Source organism: Pseudoneobacillus rhizosphaerae (assembly GCF_917563885.1).
GTDB classification, from domain to species: domain Bacteria; phylum Bacillota; class Bacilli; order Bacillales; family Cytobacillaceae; genus Pseudoneobacillus; species Pseudoneobacillus rhizosphaerae.
Map to the genome: position 1 here is coordinate 15109 of NZ_CAKJTG010000011.1, position 20670 is coordinate 35778.

Consider the following 20670-nt stretch of genomic DNA (forward strand, 5'->3'; position numbering starts at 1 on the left):
TGTAAATAAAAAAATTCAATTTTTTTATAATTGGGATTAATAGCATATTATTATTTTAAAAATAGTAGTTTTTTGGATTAAAACTCACTATACCTATTTGTTAAGTGGTTGATTTGTTATTTTAATAAAGTATTTATTTTTTTAATATTGTCATTCATGGATGAAAAAATACTTTGAAGAGAAAGCAAAACTTATGCGATTTAGGTGGAATTCGCTGCTCGTCTTGACTGACTAAGCTGTTTTAGTTAGATTAAAGGAATATAATACTGGTGTGAATGGAAAAGAGGATTTAAAATGAGAATAAACAAATATGTGGCTGAAACGGGCTATTGTTCCAGACGAGAAACGGACAAGTTAGTTGAGGCCAAAAGAATAACCATTAACGGTGTCATTTGTGAGCATGGTAGCCGAGTTCAACCTGGGGATCTAATTTTAATAGATGGAAAACCGATTAAAACTAAACCGAAATCAGTTTATATAGCTTTAAATAAGCCGGTAGGAATAACGTCTACTTCCGAAAGACAAGTTAAAGGAAATATGGTTGACTTTGTAAACCACCATGAGCGAGTTTTTCCAATTGGTCGTCTAGATAAAGATTCCCAAGGGCTAATTTTATTAACGAATGATGGTGATATTGTTAATAAAATTTTAAGAGCTGAATTCGGGCACGAAAAAGAATATATTGTGACGGTAGACAAACCAATTAATCAAGCATTTATAAGAGGAATGTCTAATGGGGTTGAGATCCTGGGGGTAATGACAAAGAAATGTAAAGTAACACGGATAAATGATCGCACCTTCAAAATAATTTTAACTCAAGGTCTTAATCGTCAAATACGGAGAATGTGTAAGGCGTTTGGGTATCGTGTCGTCAAATTAGAACGGATTCGAATCATGAATATCCATTTGGGTAATTTACCAATTGGACAGTGGCGAGATTTATCAGATCAGGAAAGAAATGAGTTATTTTCTATTTTGGATTATCAACCAGTATAAACGGTACGAGTGTGTTCCTTCATTTGGGGACAGGCTTGTACCTTTTTTTCATTTATTGTAAGAGTTTTTATTTTTTTGAGAGATTTCTTAATTGTTAGATGGAAAGATGAATTCTTTTTTGTAAACCATATTATTCCTTTAATATCCTTGTTTTATTTTTCGCATTAATGGTTGTACAATTCCTTCTTACTGAATACGTTTTTAAGACAGGCATATTTATTTTAGTAAGGAGTGGTCAAGAGTGGCTGTATTTCTCAGTTACGTGTTATTAGGATTATCTTTAGCAGCTCCCATAGGTCCAGTAAATGCTGCACAGTTAGACAAAGGAATCAAATATGGTTTCTTATCATCCTGGCTTGTTGGAGTAGGAGCATTTGTTGCCGATGGTATTTATATGGTTGCTGTCTACATAGGAGTTGTGAAATTTGTAGAAACATCCTTTATGCAAACCTTCCTTTGGTTATTTGGAAGCTTTGTTTTAATTTATACTGGGGTCGAGAGCATTGTGAGTTCTAGGCCACAAATGTCTAAAACAAGCAGAGCTCGGGAACCTCTACATAAGTCTTTTTTGTCTGGCTTTTTTATTTCCATTTCAAATCCATTAACGATTTTATTTTGGTTGGGAATTTACGGTTCAGTTTTAGCAAAAACCGCAGCCACTTCTAGTCAAGAACAACTCATATTGTACAGTCTAGCTATTTTTATAGGTTTATTAATATGGGATGTTACGATGGCTGGAATCTCTAGTAGCTTTAAGAATTTGTTTACAAATAAAATGATCACATTCATTTCTGTTATTTCAGGTATATCCTTGATTGGCTTTGGTTTCTATTTTGGATTCGAGGCGATAAAAATTCTATTCTTTTAGTAACCAATTTTTTTAAGCCCATTTTGCCTATAGATATTCGCACATTTCACCTACCCTGAATAGTATGTATTGAGAATGAAGAGGGAGGTTGTAAAATGTCAGGTTCACATCATTTTGGTGGAGGCTTTGCATTACTAGTTGTATTGTTTATTTTATTAATCATCATTGGGGCTTCATGGTGCTGCTAATCCCCAAAAACTATAATGAATAGGAGGAGTTGAATATTATGTACGGATACGGATTCGGAAATTCTTGTTGCAATCCTTGCGGTGGATTTGGCTACGGTGGTGGATTTGGCGGTGGCTGGGCTGGAGGCTTTGCGTTAATTGTAGTTCTTTTCATTCTATTAATTATCGTTGGCGCAGCTTGCTTTAACTAAAAATTAAGGAATGCCCAGTACCTTAAGGTGCTGGGTTTTCTTTTTGTACAAAAGAAACCATTAGCGTGCTAGTATCCCTATTTATTCCAAAATTACCATGGTAAATATTTGAGCTAGATGTGCCATTAGAAGGTATGTTACGGTTAAATATGTCGTCATTAGAAAATAACATAAACGGAGGTTGATAAGTATGAAAAAACTAAGTCTTCTCATCCTAATCTCCCTTCTTTCTTTTATTGGTATTCAACCGAACCATACTTCTGCTGAAACGAAGGAAGATACTCAGATTTATACAGTTAAAGAAAAGGACAATCCTTTAAAAATTGCTATGCAATTTGCTGTATCAGAAAATGAACTGAAAAAAATTAACAAAAATAGGCTGGAGCCTGGTGAGCGAATTATTATTCCTGAAACGATTTCAAACAAAGAGCTTGATTTACTTGCAAGACTTGTTCATGCCGAATCAAATGGCGAACCTTTTGAAGGAAAAGTAGCAGTTGCTTCAGTTGTTTTAAATCGAGTGGATCATCATCAATTCCCTAATTCCATTGAAAAAGTCATTAAAGAAGATGGACAGTTTCAGCCTGTAGATAATGGAGCTATTAAAGAACCAGCGGAGAAAATAGATAAAAAAGCAGTTAAAACGGCTTTAGCCTTAGAGGATCAGGGAGACGGATCATTATTCTTTTACAATCCGGAAATCGCTGAAAATCATTGGCAGAAGACACAAACGGTTACGAAGAAAATTGGTAACCACCACTTTTCAAAATAAGAGACCCCTAATTATGTCATAGGGTCTCTTTTTGTTCACCAGCGTCTTTCCAAAGTTTAAATTTTTCTAAATCAGAAGAAATTTGCTTTAATGTAAATCCAATAACAGCAGCATCATCTAGTATTCCTAAACCGACAAGAAAATCGGGAACAAGATCAATCGGTGAAACAAAATAAATAATCGTTGCAATAACCATCACGATTGACCCTTTTGGAATTTTTCGGTATTCCCCTTTCCGCCAAGCGGTTACAAGATCAAATAATAGATGAAGACGATCCCATACCTCATGCAAAGTCCCTTTTTTATCAGCTGCTTTTTTACTAGCTCTTTGAATCAGTTCCTTCGTTTTTTCAGGCTGCTCTAAATAACCCTTCGCAGCTGACTCAAATCGCTTATGACCTTCCTCATATTTTTTTACATCCAAAACCAACACCTCTTCCCTTAGTATTCAAAAAACACCAGCAGAATATGTTACCCTTTAACACTTTAGCGAAGTGGGGGACAGTCCCCCAGTGCTTTAACGTGTTAGCGTGTGATGTATTCGTAGAGGAAGGATTGACCGTTTCGATAGAATCTTGGGTCGTATATTCCGAGTTGTTTGCCGTCGTCGATGATGACGACAAAGGGTGCCCAGTTGTAGAGTGTTTCTGCTTCTGGTTTTTCTTTGAATAAGTATTCTAAATCTGCTTCTTCCTTTGATTGGATTACATAGAGTTTTTTCTTTGGTTGGAAGATTCCATCCTCAAAGATAGTGATTGTTGCCTTATTTTTAGTTATCACCTGGAAGGTTGTTGGGATAAAACCTGCTGATAAGGCAATTTGATCATATTCTTGATTATATTTTTGATAGAAATTATAGCCTTGGACGCTTTGAGCTATAACATGAAGACTTATAAGCACCCATGCAATCCGTAAATATGTAGGTCTTGTCTCTTTTTTCTTTCTCGATAGAAAAAAAGCACCGCCAATAATTATCCAAAAAACAAAGTCTATAATCGGAATAGTGCCAAACGTTACTCTTATATTTGAGAAAGGTTCAAGATAACCTGTCCCCCATGCATTAAATAAATCACTTGTATCATGGATAATAACGGCAATCCAAGCTAGGAAAAATAATCGCCTATCTTTAGTACGAAATAAAACGATACAAAGCAAGTAAATGAATAGAGCCCATAGTGGGGTAAGAAAAATCGAATGTGTAATGCCACGGTGCCACATTTGATATAGCCCCTCAGTATCCCAAAGCTGTGAAATAACATCGCTATCAGGTATTTGGCTGGCACCTATGGACGTAAATAAATAAGCCCTCTTAGTTCGTTTATTCATGTCTAACTTATTCACTGAACCATATAACGACAAACCAAAAAGTGTATGTGTAATTGTATCCAATAGAATATCCTCCAAGTAGGTAATAAAAAAAATTCTTACCTACCTAACATTATATATAATAGGCACCAAAATAAGAAAGATTGGATATGAATAAATTGTAGATTGCAAAGTGAGCAAGAGAAGGCTAAGATTGAGGAATGAGAATTTTAATTTTGTAGGGAATAGAAAGGATTTTCAAAATGGAAAAAAAGTTACAAGATGAAGTATTATCGCGCCGAACATTTGCGATTATTTCTCACCCTGATGCTGGTAAAACAACGTTAACGGAGAAGTTGCTTTTATTTGGTGGTGCGATTCGTGATGCAGGTACGGTAAAAGCAAAGAAAACTGGTAAATTTGCAACAAGTGACTGGATGGAAATTGAGAAGCAACGTGGAATTTCCGTAACTTCCAGTGTGATGCAGTTTGATTATGACGGTTTTCGGGTAAACATTTTAGACACGCCTGGGCACCAAGACTTTAGTGAAGATACGTATCGAACACTAACAGCAGTGGATAGCGCAGTTATGATAATTGACTCTGCAAAAGGGATTGAAGAGCAAACGCTTAAGCTTTTTAAAGTTTGTCGTATGCGTGGAATTCCTATTTTTACTTTTATAAATAAATTAGATCGACAAGGGAAAGCACCTTTAGAGCTTCTAGCTGAACTTGAAGAGGTTATGGGAATTGAATCCTATCCAATGAATTGGCCAATTGGAATGGGGAAAGAATTTTTAGGGATTTATGATCGCTTCTATAATCGAATTGAGCAGTTCCGTGTTGATGACGATAAAAAATATATTCCATTAAATGAAGATGGAGAAATTGAAGGGGATCATCCTCTCAAAATTTCAGGTCTGTATGATCAAACACTTGAGGAAATCATGCTACTTAATGAAGCGGGAAATGAGTTTTCTCCAGAACGTTTGAGAGACGGTTCCGTTACACCAGTTTTCTTTGGAAGTGCCTTAACAACCTTTGGTGTTCAAACGTTTTTAGAAACGTATTTAAAATTTGCGCCATCTCCACAGCCAAGAAATTCTACTGATGGAGAAATTGATCCACTGTCTGAATCGTTCTCAGGTTTTATTTTTAAAATTCAAGCAAATATGAATCCAGCCCACCGTGACCGAATTGCGTTTTTGAGAATTTGTTCTGGGAAATTTGAGCGTGGTATGACTGTGAATTTACCAAGAGCTGGAAAATCCATTAAGCTAACTCAATCCACTCAATTTATGGCCGACGACCGCAGCACAGTCGATGAGGCTGTTAGTGGCGACATTATAGGGTTATATGATCCAGGCACATACCAAATTGGCGATACATTAACTGTTGGTAAAGATAACTTCCAATTTGAGCGGTTACCACAGTTTACACCAGAATTATTTGTTCGTGTATCGGCTAAAAACGTTATGAAGCAAAAACATTTTCAAAAAGGGATTCAACAGTTAGTCCAAGAAGGTGCGATTCAGTTATTTAAGACCGTAAAAACAGATGATTATTATTTAGGGGCTGTTGGACAGCTTCAGTTCGAAGTATTTGAGCACCGTATGAGGAACGAATATAATACGGAAGTAATAATGGAACGTTTAGGCTCAAAAATAACTAGATGGGTAGATGGTGAGACCGTAGATGAAAATCTCTCCAGCTCTCGAAGCATCTTAGTTCGGGATCGATTTGATAAATATGCATTCTTATTTGAAAATGATTTTGCCTTAAGATGGTTTACAGATAAAAATCCTTCGGTTAAGCTTTATAATCCAATGGATCAACATGATTAATTTTATGACGACTCTCTTTAAGAGGGTTGTTTTTTTATTTTTTTATAAAATTCCCCAATCATATACCGCTAGAGAATGGACAAAAGACTATTGGTATATTTACCGGAATAATAAGAAATAAAAAAGGAAACAAATAAAAATTTGCTATAAGGCTGATTACGGTGAAATAAAATCCCTTTTTTCTGGAATAATAGTCATTGTCATGAGCAAATAATCCTAGTTAAGATGTGATAGAAATTATGAAAAAACTGACAAAATCTGAAGCGCTTCTTTGGAGCATTGCATTACCCGGTTTTGGGCAACTTCTTGTCGGACAATATTTTAAAGGTGGTTTGTTTGTTTTTCTTGAATTTTTAATTAACGTTTGTAGTCATTTTAATTTGGCCATTATGTATAGCTTTCTTTGGGAAATTGATAAGGCTTTTAAAGTAATCGACTATCAATGGCTGATGTTCTATCCGTGTTTATATATGTTTGCAATGTGGGATTCCTACCGACACGCGATGCCTGAAGAGGAGAAATTAACGTTTTTACCGTTTGTTTTTGGTGCTTATTTTATTACAGTGGGACTAATGCTCTCACCAAAGTTAACCATCTTCAACATTCAATTCGGACCTGTATTTTGGCCAATGCTCTTTTTACCAATAGGATTGTTAGTAGGTTATTTGATTCGATTAGTAATTTTAAGAGTTCAAACGAATAAATGAGCAGAGTTTGGAGTAATTCCGATTCTGCTTATTTATTTTTTAGAAACCCCCACATCCTGAATATTATTCCCGAAATAATTTAGTGACAGAAGCGATCGCGGAAACAATACTATCCCGAGGTGAAACAATTCAATAATACGTTTTTAGAAAATATAGGAAAATATTTAATAAAATCAATAAATAATGACCAATCTTTTTTCGTTTTTTACACAGATATAGTATCTTAGATTTGGGTACTTTTTCCTAAAAGTATACCCACAAAGAGCCCTTCCTACCTTCGTATGTTATAATGCTATAGGTATGAAAGAGGTGAGGCTTGTGCTAGGATTGTTATTCTTGGCGAAAAAGAAGAAACGATCATTAGAGGACACCGTTCTTAAAATTCAAGAAGGTGATCTTACATTATTAAATGAAACCATCGAGGCTTATAAACCGTTTATTGCCAAAACGGTATCTTCCGTATGTAAACGATTTATACATGAATCCGATGATGAATTTAGTATTGGCCTCATTGCATTTCATGAAGCCATTCAAAAATATAGCCCAGATCGGGGAAGTTCGTTAATTAGTTTTTCAGAAGTAATGATCAAACGGAGAGTAATTGATTATATTCGGAAGCATTCGAAAAACCAAACAATCAGTTTTGATATTGTTAAACAAAATCAAGATGAGGATTCACCTAGTTTAACCATCGAGAATGAAATTTCTGTTGATGACTATCAGAAGAAAATAGAAGCCGATTCCAGGCGTCAAGAAATTATCCAATTCCAATTATTATTAAAAGAATTTGAATTATCATTTCAAGATTTGGTGGAGCAATCACCAAAGCATGCAGATGCACGAAAAAACGCAATGATTATTGCCAATATTCTTGTTGAGAATCAAGAATTAAAAAACTATTTATTAGAGAAAAAAAGACTTCCAGTTAAACAACTTGAAGATTTAGTGGATGTTAGTAGGAAAACCATTGAACGGAATCGAAAGTATATAATGGCCATTTCTCTCATTTTAATAAATGATTATCTTTACTTAAAGGACTATATTAAAGGGGTGTTGAAAACGTGAAAAAAGGTGTAATAATGGAAGTGGATGAACGTTTTTTAACATTATTAACCCCAGAAGGCGAGTTCTTAAGAGCTCGTAATCAAAAACAAGATTATTTAATTGGAGAAGAGATAGACTTTTTTCCCTTAAGCGAAAATAAAAAGAAGAAATCTTTGTTTTTTAATTTAACTCCTGGGAAAGCTTTGCCAGCAGCTGCTTGTGCTGTCATAATTGCGGCAGCTTCATTAATTCCATTTAATAACAGTGATGATGTATATGCTTACATGTCTATTGATGTGAATCCAAGCATCGAATTAGCTGTGAATAATGAATTAGAGGTTATTGATTTAGAAGCTTATAATGTAGAAGGAAAGAATATCCTTTCTGAAATTAAGGACTGGGAACATCAAGAGGTTTCCGTTGTTACAACCAACATTATTGAAGAAATAAGAGAACAGGGATTCTTTGAGAATCATGATAAAGTTGTTATTTCAACAGTTTATGACGATAAAAAAGCGTTGAAGGTCAAACAACAACTTGAAGCAAATATTGCGGAAATTGAAGAAAAAATCGAGAAAGAAAATCTTCAATTAACCGTTGTAAAAGCGACGAAACAAGAAAGAAAAGCTGCTCACAAAGAAGGCATTTCAACGGGTGTATACAAAGAGAAACATCAAAGGGCAGAGGAAAAAGTAAAAGAAGAACTAGAGGGTAAAAAGGATTCCTTAAAAGGTGAGGAGAAAGAGGAAAAGAATGAGGGAAAAACTCCAAATCAATCAAAAGGGAATGTAAAAACGGAAGAGAAAAAGGCTAAAGATGCAAAGAAAATAGAGAATATAGAAAAGAAAAAAGAAAACCAAAAGAATCAAAAACCAAAACAATCAAAAAATGATGACAAAGATGTGAAAAAGAAGGAAAATAAACGAAATAACAGCAAAAATGAGGTTGAAGTAAAAAAAACAGGGGATGACGATCCCAAAGACAACGATAACCATAAAGTCAGAAATGAGAAGAAAAACAAAGACCAAAACAAAGATAAAAACAAAAACAAAGACAGATACAAAGACAAAGAAAAAAACAAAGACAAAGACAAAGATAAAAACAAGAACAACGACAAGAAGAACAAGCAAAAGGATCATCAAGAGAAAAAAGATAATGATTAAAAGTCCGGACATTTTGCCCGGACTTTTTTGCCATTTATATTCAATTTTTATTGATTGTTATACCCAGAAAGTTGCGCTTGAGCTTGTTTAACTAAACGTTTTGTAATTTCTCCACCAACTGACCCATTTGCACGAGATACCGTATCGGAGCCTAAGTTCACTCCAAACTCCTGAGCGATTTCATATTTAACTTGATCCATATATTGTTCAATACCAGGAACGAGCAATTTATTACTGCTTCTAGCCATGTCTCACAACTCCTAAATTTCAATTACAGAGATTTTCTCTGTAAGTCTAGTTTGGATTAGAAACAAAAAAATCATAAGAGGTAAATTTTTTTCCTACTTCCAGTAAAAGCATATTTTAACATTTTAGAGCACTAGGAGGCACGGTTCATTGGTGCTTAAGAGTGTTAAGCGTTTTCTCCTACTGCTATTACATCTTCGTCCAGCTCTTTCCGCCAGCACTTGTTTAATCATTTTTTGAATTCCTCCCAAATGTATGCTTATATTATATAAAAGGCTTATATAATCTAAATAAAAAATACTTTATTCATCGACATTATTTCATTAATATAGATGGGAGAGAATTTTTGAAAGGTTGAGAAGAGAAAATGAAATATTCTTTAAGAAAATATATTTCAATCCTTACTCCTGCACAAATCATTGTCGTCTACTATTTTATTGCTGTCTCTGTGAGTATGGTGCTGTTAAGTCTACCAATAGCACTAAAACCTAATGTTAAATGGACTTTTATGGATGCACTCTTTACTGCAGTTAGTGCTGTAAGTGTAACGGGCCTCACTACCGTAAATATTTCAGAAACCTTCAGTGAAACGGGAATATATATATTAATGTTTGTTCTTCAATTCGGTGGAATTGGGGTTATGACACTTGGTACATTCTTTTGGTTATTACTAGGGAAAAAAATTGGGCTGAGGGAAAGACGTTTGATAATGACAGATCAGAATCAGTCTAGTTTAGCCGGGTTAGTTAAGCTCCTAAAACAAATTTTAGTCATTATTATTTTGATTGAAATATTAGGCGCAATTATTTTAGGGACGTATTTTATGAATTTTTATTCTAGTGGAAAGGATGCTTTTCTTCATGGATTATTTGCATCAGTTAGTGCAACGACAAATGCAGGATTTGACATAACAGGTCAGTCACTTATACCTTACGCAAATGATTATTTTGTTCAGCTAGTATCGATTATATTAATTATTTTCGGCTCGATTGGATTCCCTGTATTAGTAGAAACAAAAGAGTATTTATTTGATCGACGTAATGAAGGGAGAAGACATCATTTTAGCTTAAATACGAAGCTTACTACAGTTACTTTTCTAGGTTTGTTAATTTTAGGTACCATTGGAATCTATCTTTTGGAGTTCGATCATTTTCTAAAAGATAAAAAGTGGTATGAATCATTTTTTTATGCCTTTTTTCACTCAACCACTACGAAAAGTGCAGGCTTAACAACGATGGATATTAATCAATTTAGTGGGCCAACCCAATTATTTATTTCAGCTTTAATGTTTATTGGTGCCTCCCCAAGTTCAACTGGTGGGGGAATAAGAGTTACGACTTTGGCCCTGAATTTGTTGTTTTTTTACCATTTTGCTCGAGGGAATCGTACAATAAAAGTATTTAAACGGGAACTTCATGAGGATGATGTTATTAAATCGTTAGTGGTTTCGATGATGGCATTATTTATATGTTTTACTTCTCTATTTATCTTATGTATAACGGAGGATATCCCATTATTACCCCTGATTTTTGAAGTGTCTTCAGCGTTTGGAACAACGGGGCTATCTTTAGGAATTACTTCTGAGCTTTCTTCTGTTGGAAAAATGATAATTATTTTATTAATGTTCATCGGTAGGGTTGGAATGTTATCCTTCTTATTTATAATTGGGAGTAAAAGGAACGTGCCTAATTATCATTATCCAAAAGAACGAGTTATTATAGGATAAAAAACGAAAGCGCCTTATGCGCTTTCGTTTTTCGGCATTCATTAATCTTTTCCATGACTTACATCCTTCGTGGGATGCATAAATGGATATGCTCTAGGTTTTCTTTTCGCTTCCAGTAATTCACGATTTTCAGTTGTATTCCAGCCAATATCATTTGTTGGATGTACCCATTCATCACCAGCCATAACAGCAGGGTCCGTATCTTCGGTCCAATTTTCTAAAGGTGAATTTGGTGAAGAATAAAGGCTGTCTCCAATCACCACACCATGGGAATTTTCAAAAGGTGGCTGCATTTTAATTCCCGTTCCCTTAAAGCTTGGAGCGCTTATTTGATGTGGAAGAGTTTCATTAATGGAAAAATCATTTTGGTTTTTATCTTTTTTCATCTTTCATCACTTCCTTTAGTATTTAGTTTAATAAACCTTCGTTTTTTTATGAGAACAAAATATTAGAAATCGTTAACAAGTATCTTTTACTAACGATGAGAGACAATATTAATGTTTCCCATAATTAATGGAGGTAATGTACAAATGGCAAAACGTAAAGCTGAATTTGATGCAGTTGATAAATATAGTAAAACGCCTAAGAAAAATGTTGCTGAAACTGAATTCTCTGCTGAATTTAGTGAAGGTGAAAATCGGATGAAGGGTGCTAACCGGAATTCTAAGCAAGGTAGAGTAGGTAAATCATAAATGAACGGAAAAAATGATAAATCAAAAGAAGTAACAAATGTAGAATTTGGTATGGAGTTTGGTGATTTGAATAGTGGTAAATTTTATGAATTGGCCGCTTTTTCAAATCCACAGGAGAAAAAAGATTCAAGAAAAGAAAAACGCAAAAAATAAACCCAAGGGGATTCGCTCCCTTGGGTTTATTTTATTGATTATAACTAAATATTTTTGTCTGATCATTTGCAGGAGAAAAATATGCCATCATAATTGTATCTATTCGGGTGATTTCACCAAATTCCAAGTATCTTTTTAAATCGAATGATAAGTTCTCTAGCAATGTATGCTTGTACAGCTCTTTTTCATTTAAGTTTAAACCAACAAATTCCGCCCCAAGCTGCTGTGGTTCTGCAATAATTTGTTTATAGGTTGTGGAACGTGCCTCTTTATCTAACCGAGCTTCCCACCAAGGCTTCCGTGGATTGAATTTTTGATGAAGAAGATAGTCATACTTCATTAGCCCCTCAACGATATCCAAATCTTTGATATTTTTAGCAGCTAAAAATCGATATAGCCTTGTATAAAGATCCTCTAACTGGTGACCAATTCTCGACCAACCTTGTTCGTCCCAAAACGTGCCGAAATCCTGAAAGAAGTCAAAGGGAGTTTCAAAAACGTTAGAAACTAAATATTCAACAGTTTTATCCATGCGATGGTCATTCCAATATTTTTCTAAAACATCCTCCACCTGTTTAATCCGAATAATATCATGGAAGGACAACACGTTATTACCAAGTATTTCGTATGGTGAATGGTCCATATAAATATAATCATGCTTTTTGGCACTAAGTCTTACCCCAGTTCCTCGAAGCATCTTCAAGAAACCAAGCTGCAGCTCTTCTGGTCTTAGTTCAAACACGTCATTAAAGGTTTTCTTAAAGGAAGAATAATCTTCTTCAGGAAGACCAGCTATTAAATCCAAATGCTGATCAATTTTGCCTCCGTCTTTGACTAGAGTAACCGTTCTTGTTAGCTTTTCGAAATTTTGCTTTCGCATCACAAGTTCATTCGTATAGTCGTTTGTTGATTGAACTCCAATTTCAAATCGGAACAAACCTTTTGGTGCATTCTGATTTAAAAACTCGATTACCTCTGGTCTCATAATATCAGCAGTAATTTCAAATTGAAAAACGACTCCGGGTTTATGCTCGTCGATTAGAAATTGAAACATTTCCATCGCATAGCTTCTACTTATATTGAAGGTACGATCCACAAATTTGATCGTTTTTGCTCCATTTGCCATTAAAAAACGAATATCCTCTTTCACTTTCTCTCGATCGAAATAGCGGACACCAACCTCAATGGATGATAAACAAAATTGGCAGCTAAACGGGCAGCCACGGCTAGTTTCAATGTAAGTTACACGTCTTGAAAGATGTGGGAGGTCTTCTTCGAATCGGAAAGGAGAAGGCAATTCCTTTAAATCCAATTTATTACGTTGTGGATTGATCTTTATCATATTCTCTACTCGATAAGCAATCCCTGGTACTGTATTAAATTGCCCACCTCCGTCAAGCTCACTTAATAATTGTTTAAAGGTTTCTTCCCCTTCACCGATTACGATAAAATCAAACTCAGGTACATTTACCATCCAGTCATGGACATCATACGTCACTTCTGGCCCGCCCATAACAATATGGATGTCTGGATTAATTTTTTTAATCATCTTAATGACTTTAATCGTTTCTTCAATATTCCATATGTAACAGCTAAAGCCAATTACATCTGGTTTCTTTTGAATAAGATCGGACACAATATTCATCACTGGGTCTTTTATCGTATATTCAGTTAACTGGATGTCAAATTCCGGCAAAGCATATGCTTTTAAATACCGTATTGCTATGTTTGTGTGTATATATTTAGCGTTTAATGTCGTACAAATAATCTTCATTCAATAAATCTCCTTAGGGTACCAATAATTAGAATCAACAGTCTATTTTACTTTATTGTCGACAAAAAAGACAGAATAAACACCTAAAAAAGAGCAAGGCTCCAATTAGTATGAGCAAAATCCTTGTTTGCACTCTTTCGTGCCCGAAAACAGTAAAAAGAGCAAAACTGGTGTAAACGCGCACGCAAGAAGTTCTCGCCGAACACAAAACCCGTCCAAAAGGGTGTAAACGCGCACTCAAGAAGTTCTCGCGAACGCGAAACCTGCTCAAAACGCTGTAAACGTGCACGCAAGAAGTTCTCGCGAACGCGAAACCTGCCCAAAACGGTGTAAACGTGCACGCAAGAAGTTCTTGCATAGCCGAAAGCCTAGCAAATGTGACTTAAGGATAAACATAATAAGAATGCTTACTGAATCTAACAAGTTTTAAATTCTTTAATAAAATTCTCCTAATCGATCGCTTCGACACAACCCCACCACACCACTCATAAATACTCTCAGTTGTAATCCGTCGATCAGGAAAAAGAAATACAAACTCCTCCACTCCCCTTAAAACAGCTGCATCTAAATCTTCTTCAAACCCACATCTATCACAAACTATCTTCCCTCCAACCACACTACTAACAAAAGATCCACAACAATCATAGATTATCCCCTTTTTCAATTCTCCAAAATGATAATCAGGTACACGTTCAAAGGGGGATTTATTAATATGAAGGGAACTCAATTTCTCGGCAATTTTTTTATGATGGTCAGTAGTTTTCGAGGTTTGCATATTTAGTTTGTTTGAAAAACGGTTAAGTTGTGTGGGAAAGATAATTGGCTGATTCTTGGGGGCTCCATATAAATGAAATTCTGGATTAATGAAGAGTAAGTATGAGGCAATTGGAATGTTATATCCCAAATCATGGAGTAATTTTTTCAGGAGAGATTCACTTCTAATTAATTGATTAAGAGGGTCAATTATTTCAGTATTATTGGGAGAATACCACTTACCATCCTTAATATAATAATCACCTTCATGATTCTTAACATTGAATAAGTAAATTTTTTCCCCTGTGAAAATTAAGCTATCGATTTGAAAAAGGGTATTGATAAATTCAAGTAATAAATCGCAAATCATTATCCAATAAGACGGAAGATTTTCTGCGGCCCATTCATCAAAATTCAGCTCACCTTCAAAGCCTTTTTTAATTGTAAAATAATGCGATGCGTCTTTGTCTGAAAGAATAACTCGTGAATTGAGGTACCTCAGTCGCTTTAATTCGTCTGATTCTAATCGCTTCTTTAGAATATTCATTTTTTCCACTTCCTGCTATTTAATTCCATCCAATTAATTTTAAACAAAAATAGGTAAAATATACAAGTTTAATAGATTAATAGCAAAAAAAACAAACTGTTATACTACAATCGTCAATCTGTTACATAACTATGAAACCGAATACATTCCCTATTTACAAAGGAAATTTCAAAAAAATAAAAAGTGTTTCATGTTTTTTTATAAATCTATGATGTTTGTCACGGCAAAATATATTAAAACCTTCTACAATGGAAAACAGGGGAAGTTCTTATTATTGAATAAAGTTCTTTCAAGGATAGTATTGGGAGGGATAATATTGTCAATTTTACCGCAAAAAAATGAACTTGGATTTTTTGAAATTAGATTGGAATCAATCGGGGGATTAGGTGCCAATCTAGCTGGGAAAATGTTAGCAGAAGCAGGAGTTTTAGGTCTTGGATTAAATGGTTCAAACTTTTCTTCCTATGGATCAGAGAAAAAGGGTTCACCTGTAAAAAGTTTTGTCCGTTATTGTGATCCGGATGTAGAAATTCGTGACCACAGTCCAATTGAAGAACCACATGTTATTGGTGTGTTCCATGAAGCATTGTATAAAATGGTTAATGTTGTAAGTGGCATGCGGCCAGATGGAATTATTCTCGTAAACTCCACTAGGGAGTTTGATGATATAAAAAGAGATTTAAAGATTGAGTACGGCACCGTTGCCATTGTCGATGCTTTAAGTATAGCTGTTGATGAAAAAACAAAAGTTAATACTGCGATGCTAGGTGCACTTTTTAGAATTTGTGACTTTTTAGACCCAGAAATTATGAGAAATGTTATTCGTAAAACGTTTGAGAAAAAGTATCCACATTTCGTTGAACCGAACATTCGTACTTTCGATCGAGGTTATAACGAAGTGAAATTTAAGAAATATGAAGTACCTGAAGATGCAGTAGGGAAGAAATTCGAAAGACCACAACCGCAATTAGGCTACTTAACACAGGAAATTGGTGGAGTTATTACTGCTCAGGCTAACAGTGTATTAAAGGACTTAAGTGGATCACGGCAAGGTTTTTTACCACAACTTGAACAAGAAAAGTGTATCCATTGTGCTGCCTGTGACACCGTTTGTCCGGACTATTGCTTTGTTTGGGAAGCGGGCGAGGATAAAAAAGGTCGTAAGCAATTATTCCTAAAAGGGATTGACTATCAATATTGCAAAGGTTGTTTAAAATGTGTGGAAGCTTGCCCTACTGATGCATTATCAGAATTACGCGAAATGATAGGCTTTGCTGATACGAATCGTGTTAAGCAAAACTTCCCATACGTAGCAGGAGGTATTTCATAATGGCGATGTTAGAAGAAATAATAAATACAATTTCCAAAGCGGAACAAACGACTACATTCGAATCGGGTAATGAAATGGCAGCTATGGCTGCTGCGCAAATTAATTATCATATTATGGGCTATTTCCCAATTACTCCTTCAACGGAAGTGGCTCAATACTTAGATCAAATGAAAGCGCGTGGAGAGCATGATGTAAAATTAATTCCAGCTGATGGTGAACATGGTTCTGCTGGTATTTGCTATGGTGCTTCTGCAACGGGAGCTCGTGTATTTAATGCAACAAGTGCGAATGGTTTCCTTTACATGATTGAACAATTACCAGTACAAGCAGGAACCCGTTTCCCAATGGTTATGAATCTAGTAACACGTGCAGTAAGTGGTCCGCTAGATATTCGTGGAGATCACTCTGACCTTTATTATGGTTTAAATACAGGATGGGTTATTCTTACAGCTCGTACACCTCAAGCCGTATATGATATGAATATTATGGCATTAAAAATTGCTGAGCACTCAAAAGTGAGATTACCAGTTATCGTTGCTTATGATGGATTCTTTACTTCTCATCAAAAGAGAAAAGTAGATTACTTTACGGATCGAAAAGTTGTTCAACAATTCGTAGGGGAGTGTCCAACAGACTACAATTTTGCTAGAGACCTTAAGAAGCCAGTCACAATCGGCGCCCATATGAATGGTGAAGATTTAATGAATAATCATTTCCAACAATCTGAAGCCATCTACGCAGCTGGAGAAGTGTATAAAGAAGTAGCGGCTGAATACGCAGAACTTTCAGGACGTCAATACTCTGTCCTTGATCTGTATGAAATGGAAGATGCTGAAGTAGCAGTATTTTTATTAAACTCTGCAGCTGAATCAGCCAAAGATGTTGTCGATCGTTATCGTGAAAAAGGAATTAAGGTTGGGGTAATAAGCCCTAACATTATTCGTCCATTTCCAGCAAAAGAAATTCGTGAAGTTTTAAAGAACGTGAAGGCTTTACTAGTTGGGGAACGTGCTGATTCTTACGGTGCAAATGGTCCGAACTTAACACATGAAGTAAAATCGGCTCTTCAAGATGACAAAGAAAATCAAACAATTGTATTAAGTCGTGTATTTGGATTAGGTGGTAAAGACTTCTATGCAGATGATGCTGAAAAGTTCTTTGACATGGCTATTGATGCAGCAGAAAAAGGCTTTGCAGAAAAGCCATTTGATTATTACGGTCATGTTCCAGGGAATCCTGAAAAAATATTAAAGCCTGTTATAACTCCTCAACATGGTGATGTTTATAAAACAGGACTTATTGATGTGAAAATGGATGAAGCAACGAATAAATTGAAAGTGAAAATTCCACCTTTACGAAACTTAACCAATAAGCCGAAGCGTATTGCTTCAGGCCATGGAGCTTGTCCAGGGTGTGGAATATTCGCAGGTTTGGAATTATTCTTTAAAGGTATTGAAGGCGATATCGTTGTCTTATTCCAAACAGGCTGTGCATATGTAACGACAACTTCTTATCCTTACAGCTCGCATAAGCAAACTATGATTCATAACCTGTTCCAAAATGGGGCGGCAACGTTATCAGGTACGGTTGAAGCGTTCATAGAATTAAAGCGTCGTGGTGAAATTGAAGTGGCAGACGATGCAACATTTGTCATGATTACAGGTGACGGTGGTATGGATATCGGAATGGGTTCTGCGATTGGTACAGCACTTCGCAACCATAACCTGATTATGCTTGAGTATGATAATGAAGGCTATATGAATACTGGTTCACAAATGTCGTATTCTACTCCTATGGGGCATATGACAAGCACATCGAATGTAGGAAAAGCACAAAAAGGTAAAGCGTTCCATCACAAAGATACGGCTCAAATTATGGCAGCAACGAATATCCCTTATGTATTTACAGGTGCGGAAAGCCATCCTCAGGATTTAATTAAAAAAGGTGCTAAGGCACAGTGGTATGCACAAAATGTAGGTACTGTTTACGGGAAAATTTTAATAACATGTCCATTAAACTGGAAATCTGATGACCGCTATGGTGAAGTAATCCTTCAACAAGCCGTAAATTCATGCTTCTTCCCGTTATACGAGGTGGAACAAGGTGTCACAACGATTACCTATAACCCTGAAGAGAAAAATAAACGTGTAGAATTATCTGAATGGCTAAAATATATGGGTAAAACAAAGCATTTATTAAAGGAAGAAAATAAAGAAATCTTAAATGACTTTGAGGCTGAAGTTGAAAAGAGATGGAACCGTCTAAAAGCAAAACATGAAAATCCACATCTATAAAAACAAAAGGCCAGTTCATGTTGAACTGGTCTTTTGTTATGTGAAAATAAATGAACTTCAATATTGTAGATTTAATAAAATCGTTAATAAAATATTTTTGTGTTTGCCTCATTTTTTCAAAGGAGATTTATGTAAGTTTATAGAAATTAATGATAGATAATATTTTTCTAAAAAAATAATATTTTTTTGTCTAATGGGGAGGTCACATTTTATGATTACTAGTGAAAACAACACATTAAGCCCCAATCATTTTTCATATGATATTTTTAATCAAATATTAGATGGAATCATTATTACGAATAAGAATGGATTTATTGTAGATGTTAACCTTGCATTTTGCCAATATGTTGATTTAAAAAAAGAAAGCATATTGGGTTATTCATTATCACATTTTGTCCCGCAAAATGAGCATTATAAGCTACGGAGCAATAAAAAACTTTTAGATGAAAATGGGAAAGTAAGAGGGATCATTCCGATACATCATTCAAGAGGTCTTTCTTATTTTGATATTTTGACGACTGTTGATTCTACAAATGGAAATACTATTTCTGTTTTAAGAGATGTAACCGATAAGTCGACTTTAAAGCAACAAACAGAACAATATGAATATATTTTTCAGGATCTTTTCATTGAAGCTTTAGATGGTATTATTTTCTGGGATTTGAAGGGTAACATTATTAATGCTAATTATGCGGCAACAAGGATTTTTGAGTCCGATATTCAGGATTTAATTGGCTCTAATCTCAGTACATATATTGCAAAAAAGAATGACCATTACGAAAAAATTGTTAAAAAATTATTTAATACAGGTGCAGTTCGCGATGAAATTTTATTAATCATGCCAAATGGTCAAAAAAAATTATTAGAATTTTCCTCGAGACTTCATTCCGTAGATGGCTTTCATATGACCATACTCCGAAATATTAGCCAAAGATACGAGATGGAGCAGGAGCTTAGAAAAAGTGAACAAAAGTTTAGGAAAGTATTTGAGGGGTCTTTAGAAGGTTTGATTCTATGGAATGACGAAAAAGTGATTATCGATATCAATCAATCCGCCTGCCAATTACTTAATTGTGAAAGACACGAATTTCTAGGTAATTCCATCTTGGGGATAGTGCCCGAATGTAATGGAAACATAGAAAAAATTGAAAATATGGTAAAGTTACTTAAAAAGAATGGTAAAAATGATGGAACGCTAATAATCCATCTTAGTGATGATTCCATTAAATATTTTGAATACAGTTCTATTTACCATCTATACTCAAATGTTAACTTTTCTGTATTTAAAGATGTAACTGAAAAAATAGAAATGGAAAATCGTTTGAAAAAGTCCGATACTTTAAATGTTGTCGGTGAGCTTGCGGCTGGCATTGCCCATGAAATTCGTAATCCAATGACTGCCTTAAAAGGATTTATTCAGCTTCTACAAGGTGAAATGCAGGAAAGTCAAGCCATGTATTTTCAGGTCATCCTATCAGAACTAAATCGAATTGATTCCATAATAAATGAATTTTTAATTTTAGCAAAACCGCAAGCAGTTAAATATTCTAAAGTTGATGTCACGACTATAATGAAGGAAACTGTTGATTTATTAACCGCACAGGCTGTGTTGTATAATGTTCAATTTGAAACTTATTTTGATCAATTTCTTTCTATTATATGTTGTGAACCCAATCAGTTAAAAAAAGTATTTGTCAATTTGATTAAAAATGCTATTGAAGTTATGCCAACAGGTGGTAAAATAGTAATCCGAATTGAATCAAAAGATGATAAAAACATCTGTATTTCTATTCAAGACGAAGGTGTTGGAATTCCAACTGGGAAATTAAAAAAATTAGGTGAGCCCTTTTACACTACGAAAGAGCGCGGTACGGGCTTGGGCTTAATGGTAAGCTATAAAATTATCGAAGAACACAAAGGATTCATTAAGGTTGAAAGTGTAGAAGGAGTAGGTACTACGTTTCATATTTACTTACCTGTTCAATAATAGTCGAAAAAAGTATTCTATGTAAAATGGATTACTTTTTTTATTGCCTTTTCATGCAAATTAGATTAATATCTAATTAGATTAACATCA

General features: G+C 34.9%; 20 protein-coding genes and 1 pseudogene. 15 read left to right on the plus strand and 6 right to left on the minus strand.

Annotated features, from left to right (window positions below):
• The first annotated feature begins 294 nt into the window (after nt 1-294).
• The 5 genes and pseudogenes from rluF to LRP83_RS11360 all read left to right on the plus strand — a co-directional run bounded on the left by rluF (nt 295) and on the right by LRP83_RS11360 (nt 3015).
• Entirely contained in the window at nt 295-996 is a 702-nt protein-coding gene (gene rluF, locus LRP83_RS11340; RefSeq protein WP_230496804.1) for a 23S rRNA pseudouridine(2604) synthase RluF, read from the plus strand.
• A gap of 241 nt (nt 997-1237) precedes the next feature.
• Complete coding sequence (locus LRP83_RS11345; RefSeq protein WP_230496805.1) at nt 1238-1864, plus strand: LysE family transporter; 627 nt, start codon at nt 1238-1240, stop codon at nt 1862-1864.
• Between the two features lie 95 nt (nt 1865-1959).
• On the plus strand, nt 1960-2052 hold the full coding sequence (locus tag LRP83_RS11350) for a YjcZ family sporulation protein (RefSeq protein ID WP_230496806.1): 93 nt from the start codon (nt 1960-1962) through the stop codon (nt 2050-2052).
• A 110-nt stretch (nt 2053-2162) separates the two neighbouring features.
• Nucleotides 2163-2243, plus strand: a pseudogene (locus LRP83_RS11355) (YjcZ family sporulation protein); the annotation flags it as partial.
• Between the two features lie 190 nt (nt 2244-2433).
• Complete coding sequence (locus tag LRP83_RS11360; protein ID WP_230496807.1) at nt 2434-3015, plus strand: cell wall hydrolase; 582 nt, start codon at nt 2434-2436, stop codon at nt 3013-3015.
• Between the two features lie 16 nt (nt 3016-3031).
• On the opposite strand, the gene LRP83_RS11365 is transcribed toward LRP83_RS11360, so the two are convergent.
• Together LRP83_RS11365 and LRP83_RS11370 are read right to left on the minus strand one after the other, a co-directional pair.
• Nucleotides 3032-3439, minus strand: a complete 408-nt coding sequence (locus LRP83_RS11365) for a YkvA family protein (RefSeq protein WP_435531348.1) — start codon at nt 3437-3439, stop codon at nt 3032-3034.
• 101 nt (nt 3440-3540) lie between these two features.
• On the minus strand, nt 3541-4404 hold the full coding sequence (locus tag LRP83_RS11370) for a metal-dependent hydrolase (protein WP_230496809.1): 864 nt from the start codon (nt 4402-4404) through the stop codon (nt 3541-3543).
• 179 nt (nt 4405-4583) lie between these two features.
• Here LRP83_RS11370 and LRP83_RS11375 point away from each other — a divergent pair, with 179 nt between their 5' ends.
• The 4 genes from LRP83_RS11375 to LRP83_RS11390 all read left to right on the plus strand — a co-directional run bounded on the left by LRP83_RS11375 (nt 4584) and on the right by LRP83_RS11390 (nt 9078).
• Nucleotides 4584-6164, plus strand: coding sequence for a peptide chain release factor 3 (locus LRP83_RS11375; RefSeq protein ID WP_230496810.1), 1581 nt, complete (start codon nt 4584-4586; stop codon nt 6162-6164).
• 239 nt (nt 6165-6403) lie between these two features.
• Nucleotides 6404-6871: a hypothetical protein gene (locus LRP83_RS11380; RefSeq protein WP_230496811.1), complete on the plus strand. Its 468-nt coding sequence runs from the start codon at nt 6404-6406 to the stop codon at nt 6869-6871.
• A gap of 318 nt (nt 6872-7189) precedes the next feature.
• Nucleotides 7190-7936 carry an RNA polymerase sigma factor SigI gene (sigI, locus tag LRP83_RS11385; RefSeq protein WP_230496812.1) on the plus strand — a complete coding sequence of 249 codons (747 nt, stop codon included), beginning with the start codon at nt 7190-7192 and terminating at the stop codon, nt 7934-7936.
• Complete coding sequence (locus tag LRP83_RS11390) at nt 7933-9078, plus strand: anti-sigma factor domain-containing protein (protein WP_230496813.1); 1146 nt, start codon at nt 7933-7935, stop codon at nt 9076-9078. The genes sigI and LRP83_RS11390 overlap by 4 nt, the downstream gene beginning before the upstream one ends.
• A gap of 47 nt (nt 9079-9125) precedes the next feature.
• Here the strand turns inward: LRP83_RS11390 and LRP83_RS11395 are convergent, their stop codons facing one another.
• A complete protein-coding gene (locus LRP83_RS11395; protein ID WP_230496814.1) occupies nt 9126-9326 on the minus strand; it encodes an alpha/beta-type small acid-soluble spore protein in 201 nt (66 codons plus the stop codon).
• Between the two features lie 365 nt (nt 9327-9691).
• Between LRP83_RS11395 and LRP83_RS11400 the strand changes: the two genes are divergently transcribed.
• Nucleotides 9692-11050: a TrkH family potassium uptake protein gene (locus tag LRP83_RS11400; RefSeq protein ID WP_230496815.1), complete on the plus strand. Its 1359-nt coding sequence runs from the start codon at nt 9692-9694 to the stop codon at nt 11048-11050.
• Between the two features lie 41 nt (nt 11051-11091).
• Here the strand turns inward: LRP83_RS11400 and LRP83_RS11405 are convergent, their stop codons facing one another.
• Complete coding sequence (locus LRP83_RS11405) at nt 11092-11436, minus strand: DUF3905 domain-containing protein (protein WP_230496816.1); 345 nt, start codon at nt 11434-11436, stop codon at nt 11092-11094.
• Nucleotides 11437-11580: 144 nt separating this feature from the next.
• Between LRP83_RS11405 and ykzP the strand changes: the two genes are divergently transcribed.
• Complete coding sequence (gene ykzP, locus LRP83_RS11410) at nt 11581-11742, plus strand: protein YkzP (RefSeq protein WP_230496817.1); 162 nt, start codon at nt 11581-11583, stop codon at nt 11740-11742.
• Nucleotides 11743-11895 (plus strand): protein YkzE, encoded by a 153-nt coding sequence (ykzE, locus tag LRP83_RS11415; protein ID WP_230496818.1) that lies wholly within the window; start codon nt 11743-11745, stop codon nt 11893-11895.
• Between the two features lie 31 nt (nt 11896-11926).
• On the opposite strand, the gene LRP83_RS11420 is transcribed toward ykzE, so the two are convergent.
• Both LRP83_RS11420 and LRP83_RS11425 read right to left on the minus strand, forming a co-directional pair.
• Nucleotides 11927-13669 (minus strand): B12-binding domain-containing radical SAM protein, encoded by a 1743-nt coding sequence (locus LRP83_RS11420; protein WP_230496819.1) that lies wholly within the window; start codon nt 13667-13669, stop codon nt 11927-11929.
• 382 nt (nt 13670-14051) lie between these two features.
• Entirely contained in the window at nt 14052-14969 is a 918-nt protein-coding gene (locus tag LRP83_RS11425) for a nuclease-related domain-containing protein (protein WP_230496820.1), read from the minus strand.
• A 316-nt stretch (nt 14970-15285) separates the two neighbouring features.
• Between LRP83_RS11425 and LRP83_RS11430 the strand changes: the two genes are divergently transcribed.
• The 3 genes from LRP83_RS11430 (at nt 15286) to LRP83_RS11440 (ending at nt 20580) form a co-directional block, all read left to right on the plus strand.
• Complete coding sequence (locus LRP83_RS11430) at nt 15286-16299, plus strand: 2-oxoacid:acceptor oxidoreductase family protein (protein ID WP_230496821.1); 1014 nt, start codon at nt 15286-15288, stop codon at nt 16297-16299.
• Nucleotides 16299-18593, plus strand: coding sequence for a thiamine pyrophosphate-dependent enzyme (locus LRP83_RS11435; protein ID WP_230496822.1), 2295 nt, complete (start codon nt 16299-16301; stop codon nt 18591-18593). The genes LRP83_RS11430 and LRP83_RS11435 overlap by 1 nt, the downstream gene beginning before the upstream one ends.
• 211 nt (nt 18594-18804) lie before the next feature.
• Nucleotides 18805-20580 (plus strand): PAS domain-containing sensor histidine kinase, encoded by a 1776-nt coding sequence (locus LRP83_RS11440; RefSeq protein WP_230496823.1) that lies wholly within the window; start codon nt 18805-18807, stop codon nt 20578-20580.
• The last annotated feature ends 90 nt before the right edge of the window (nt 20581-20670 follow it).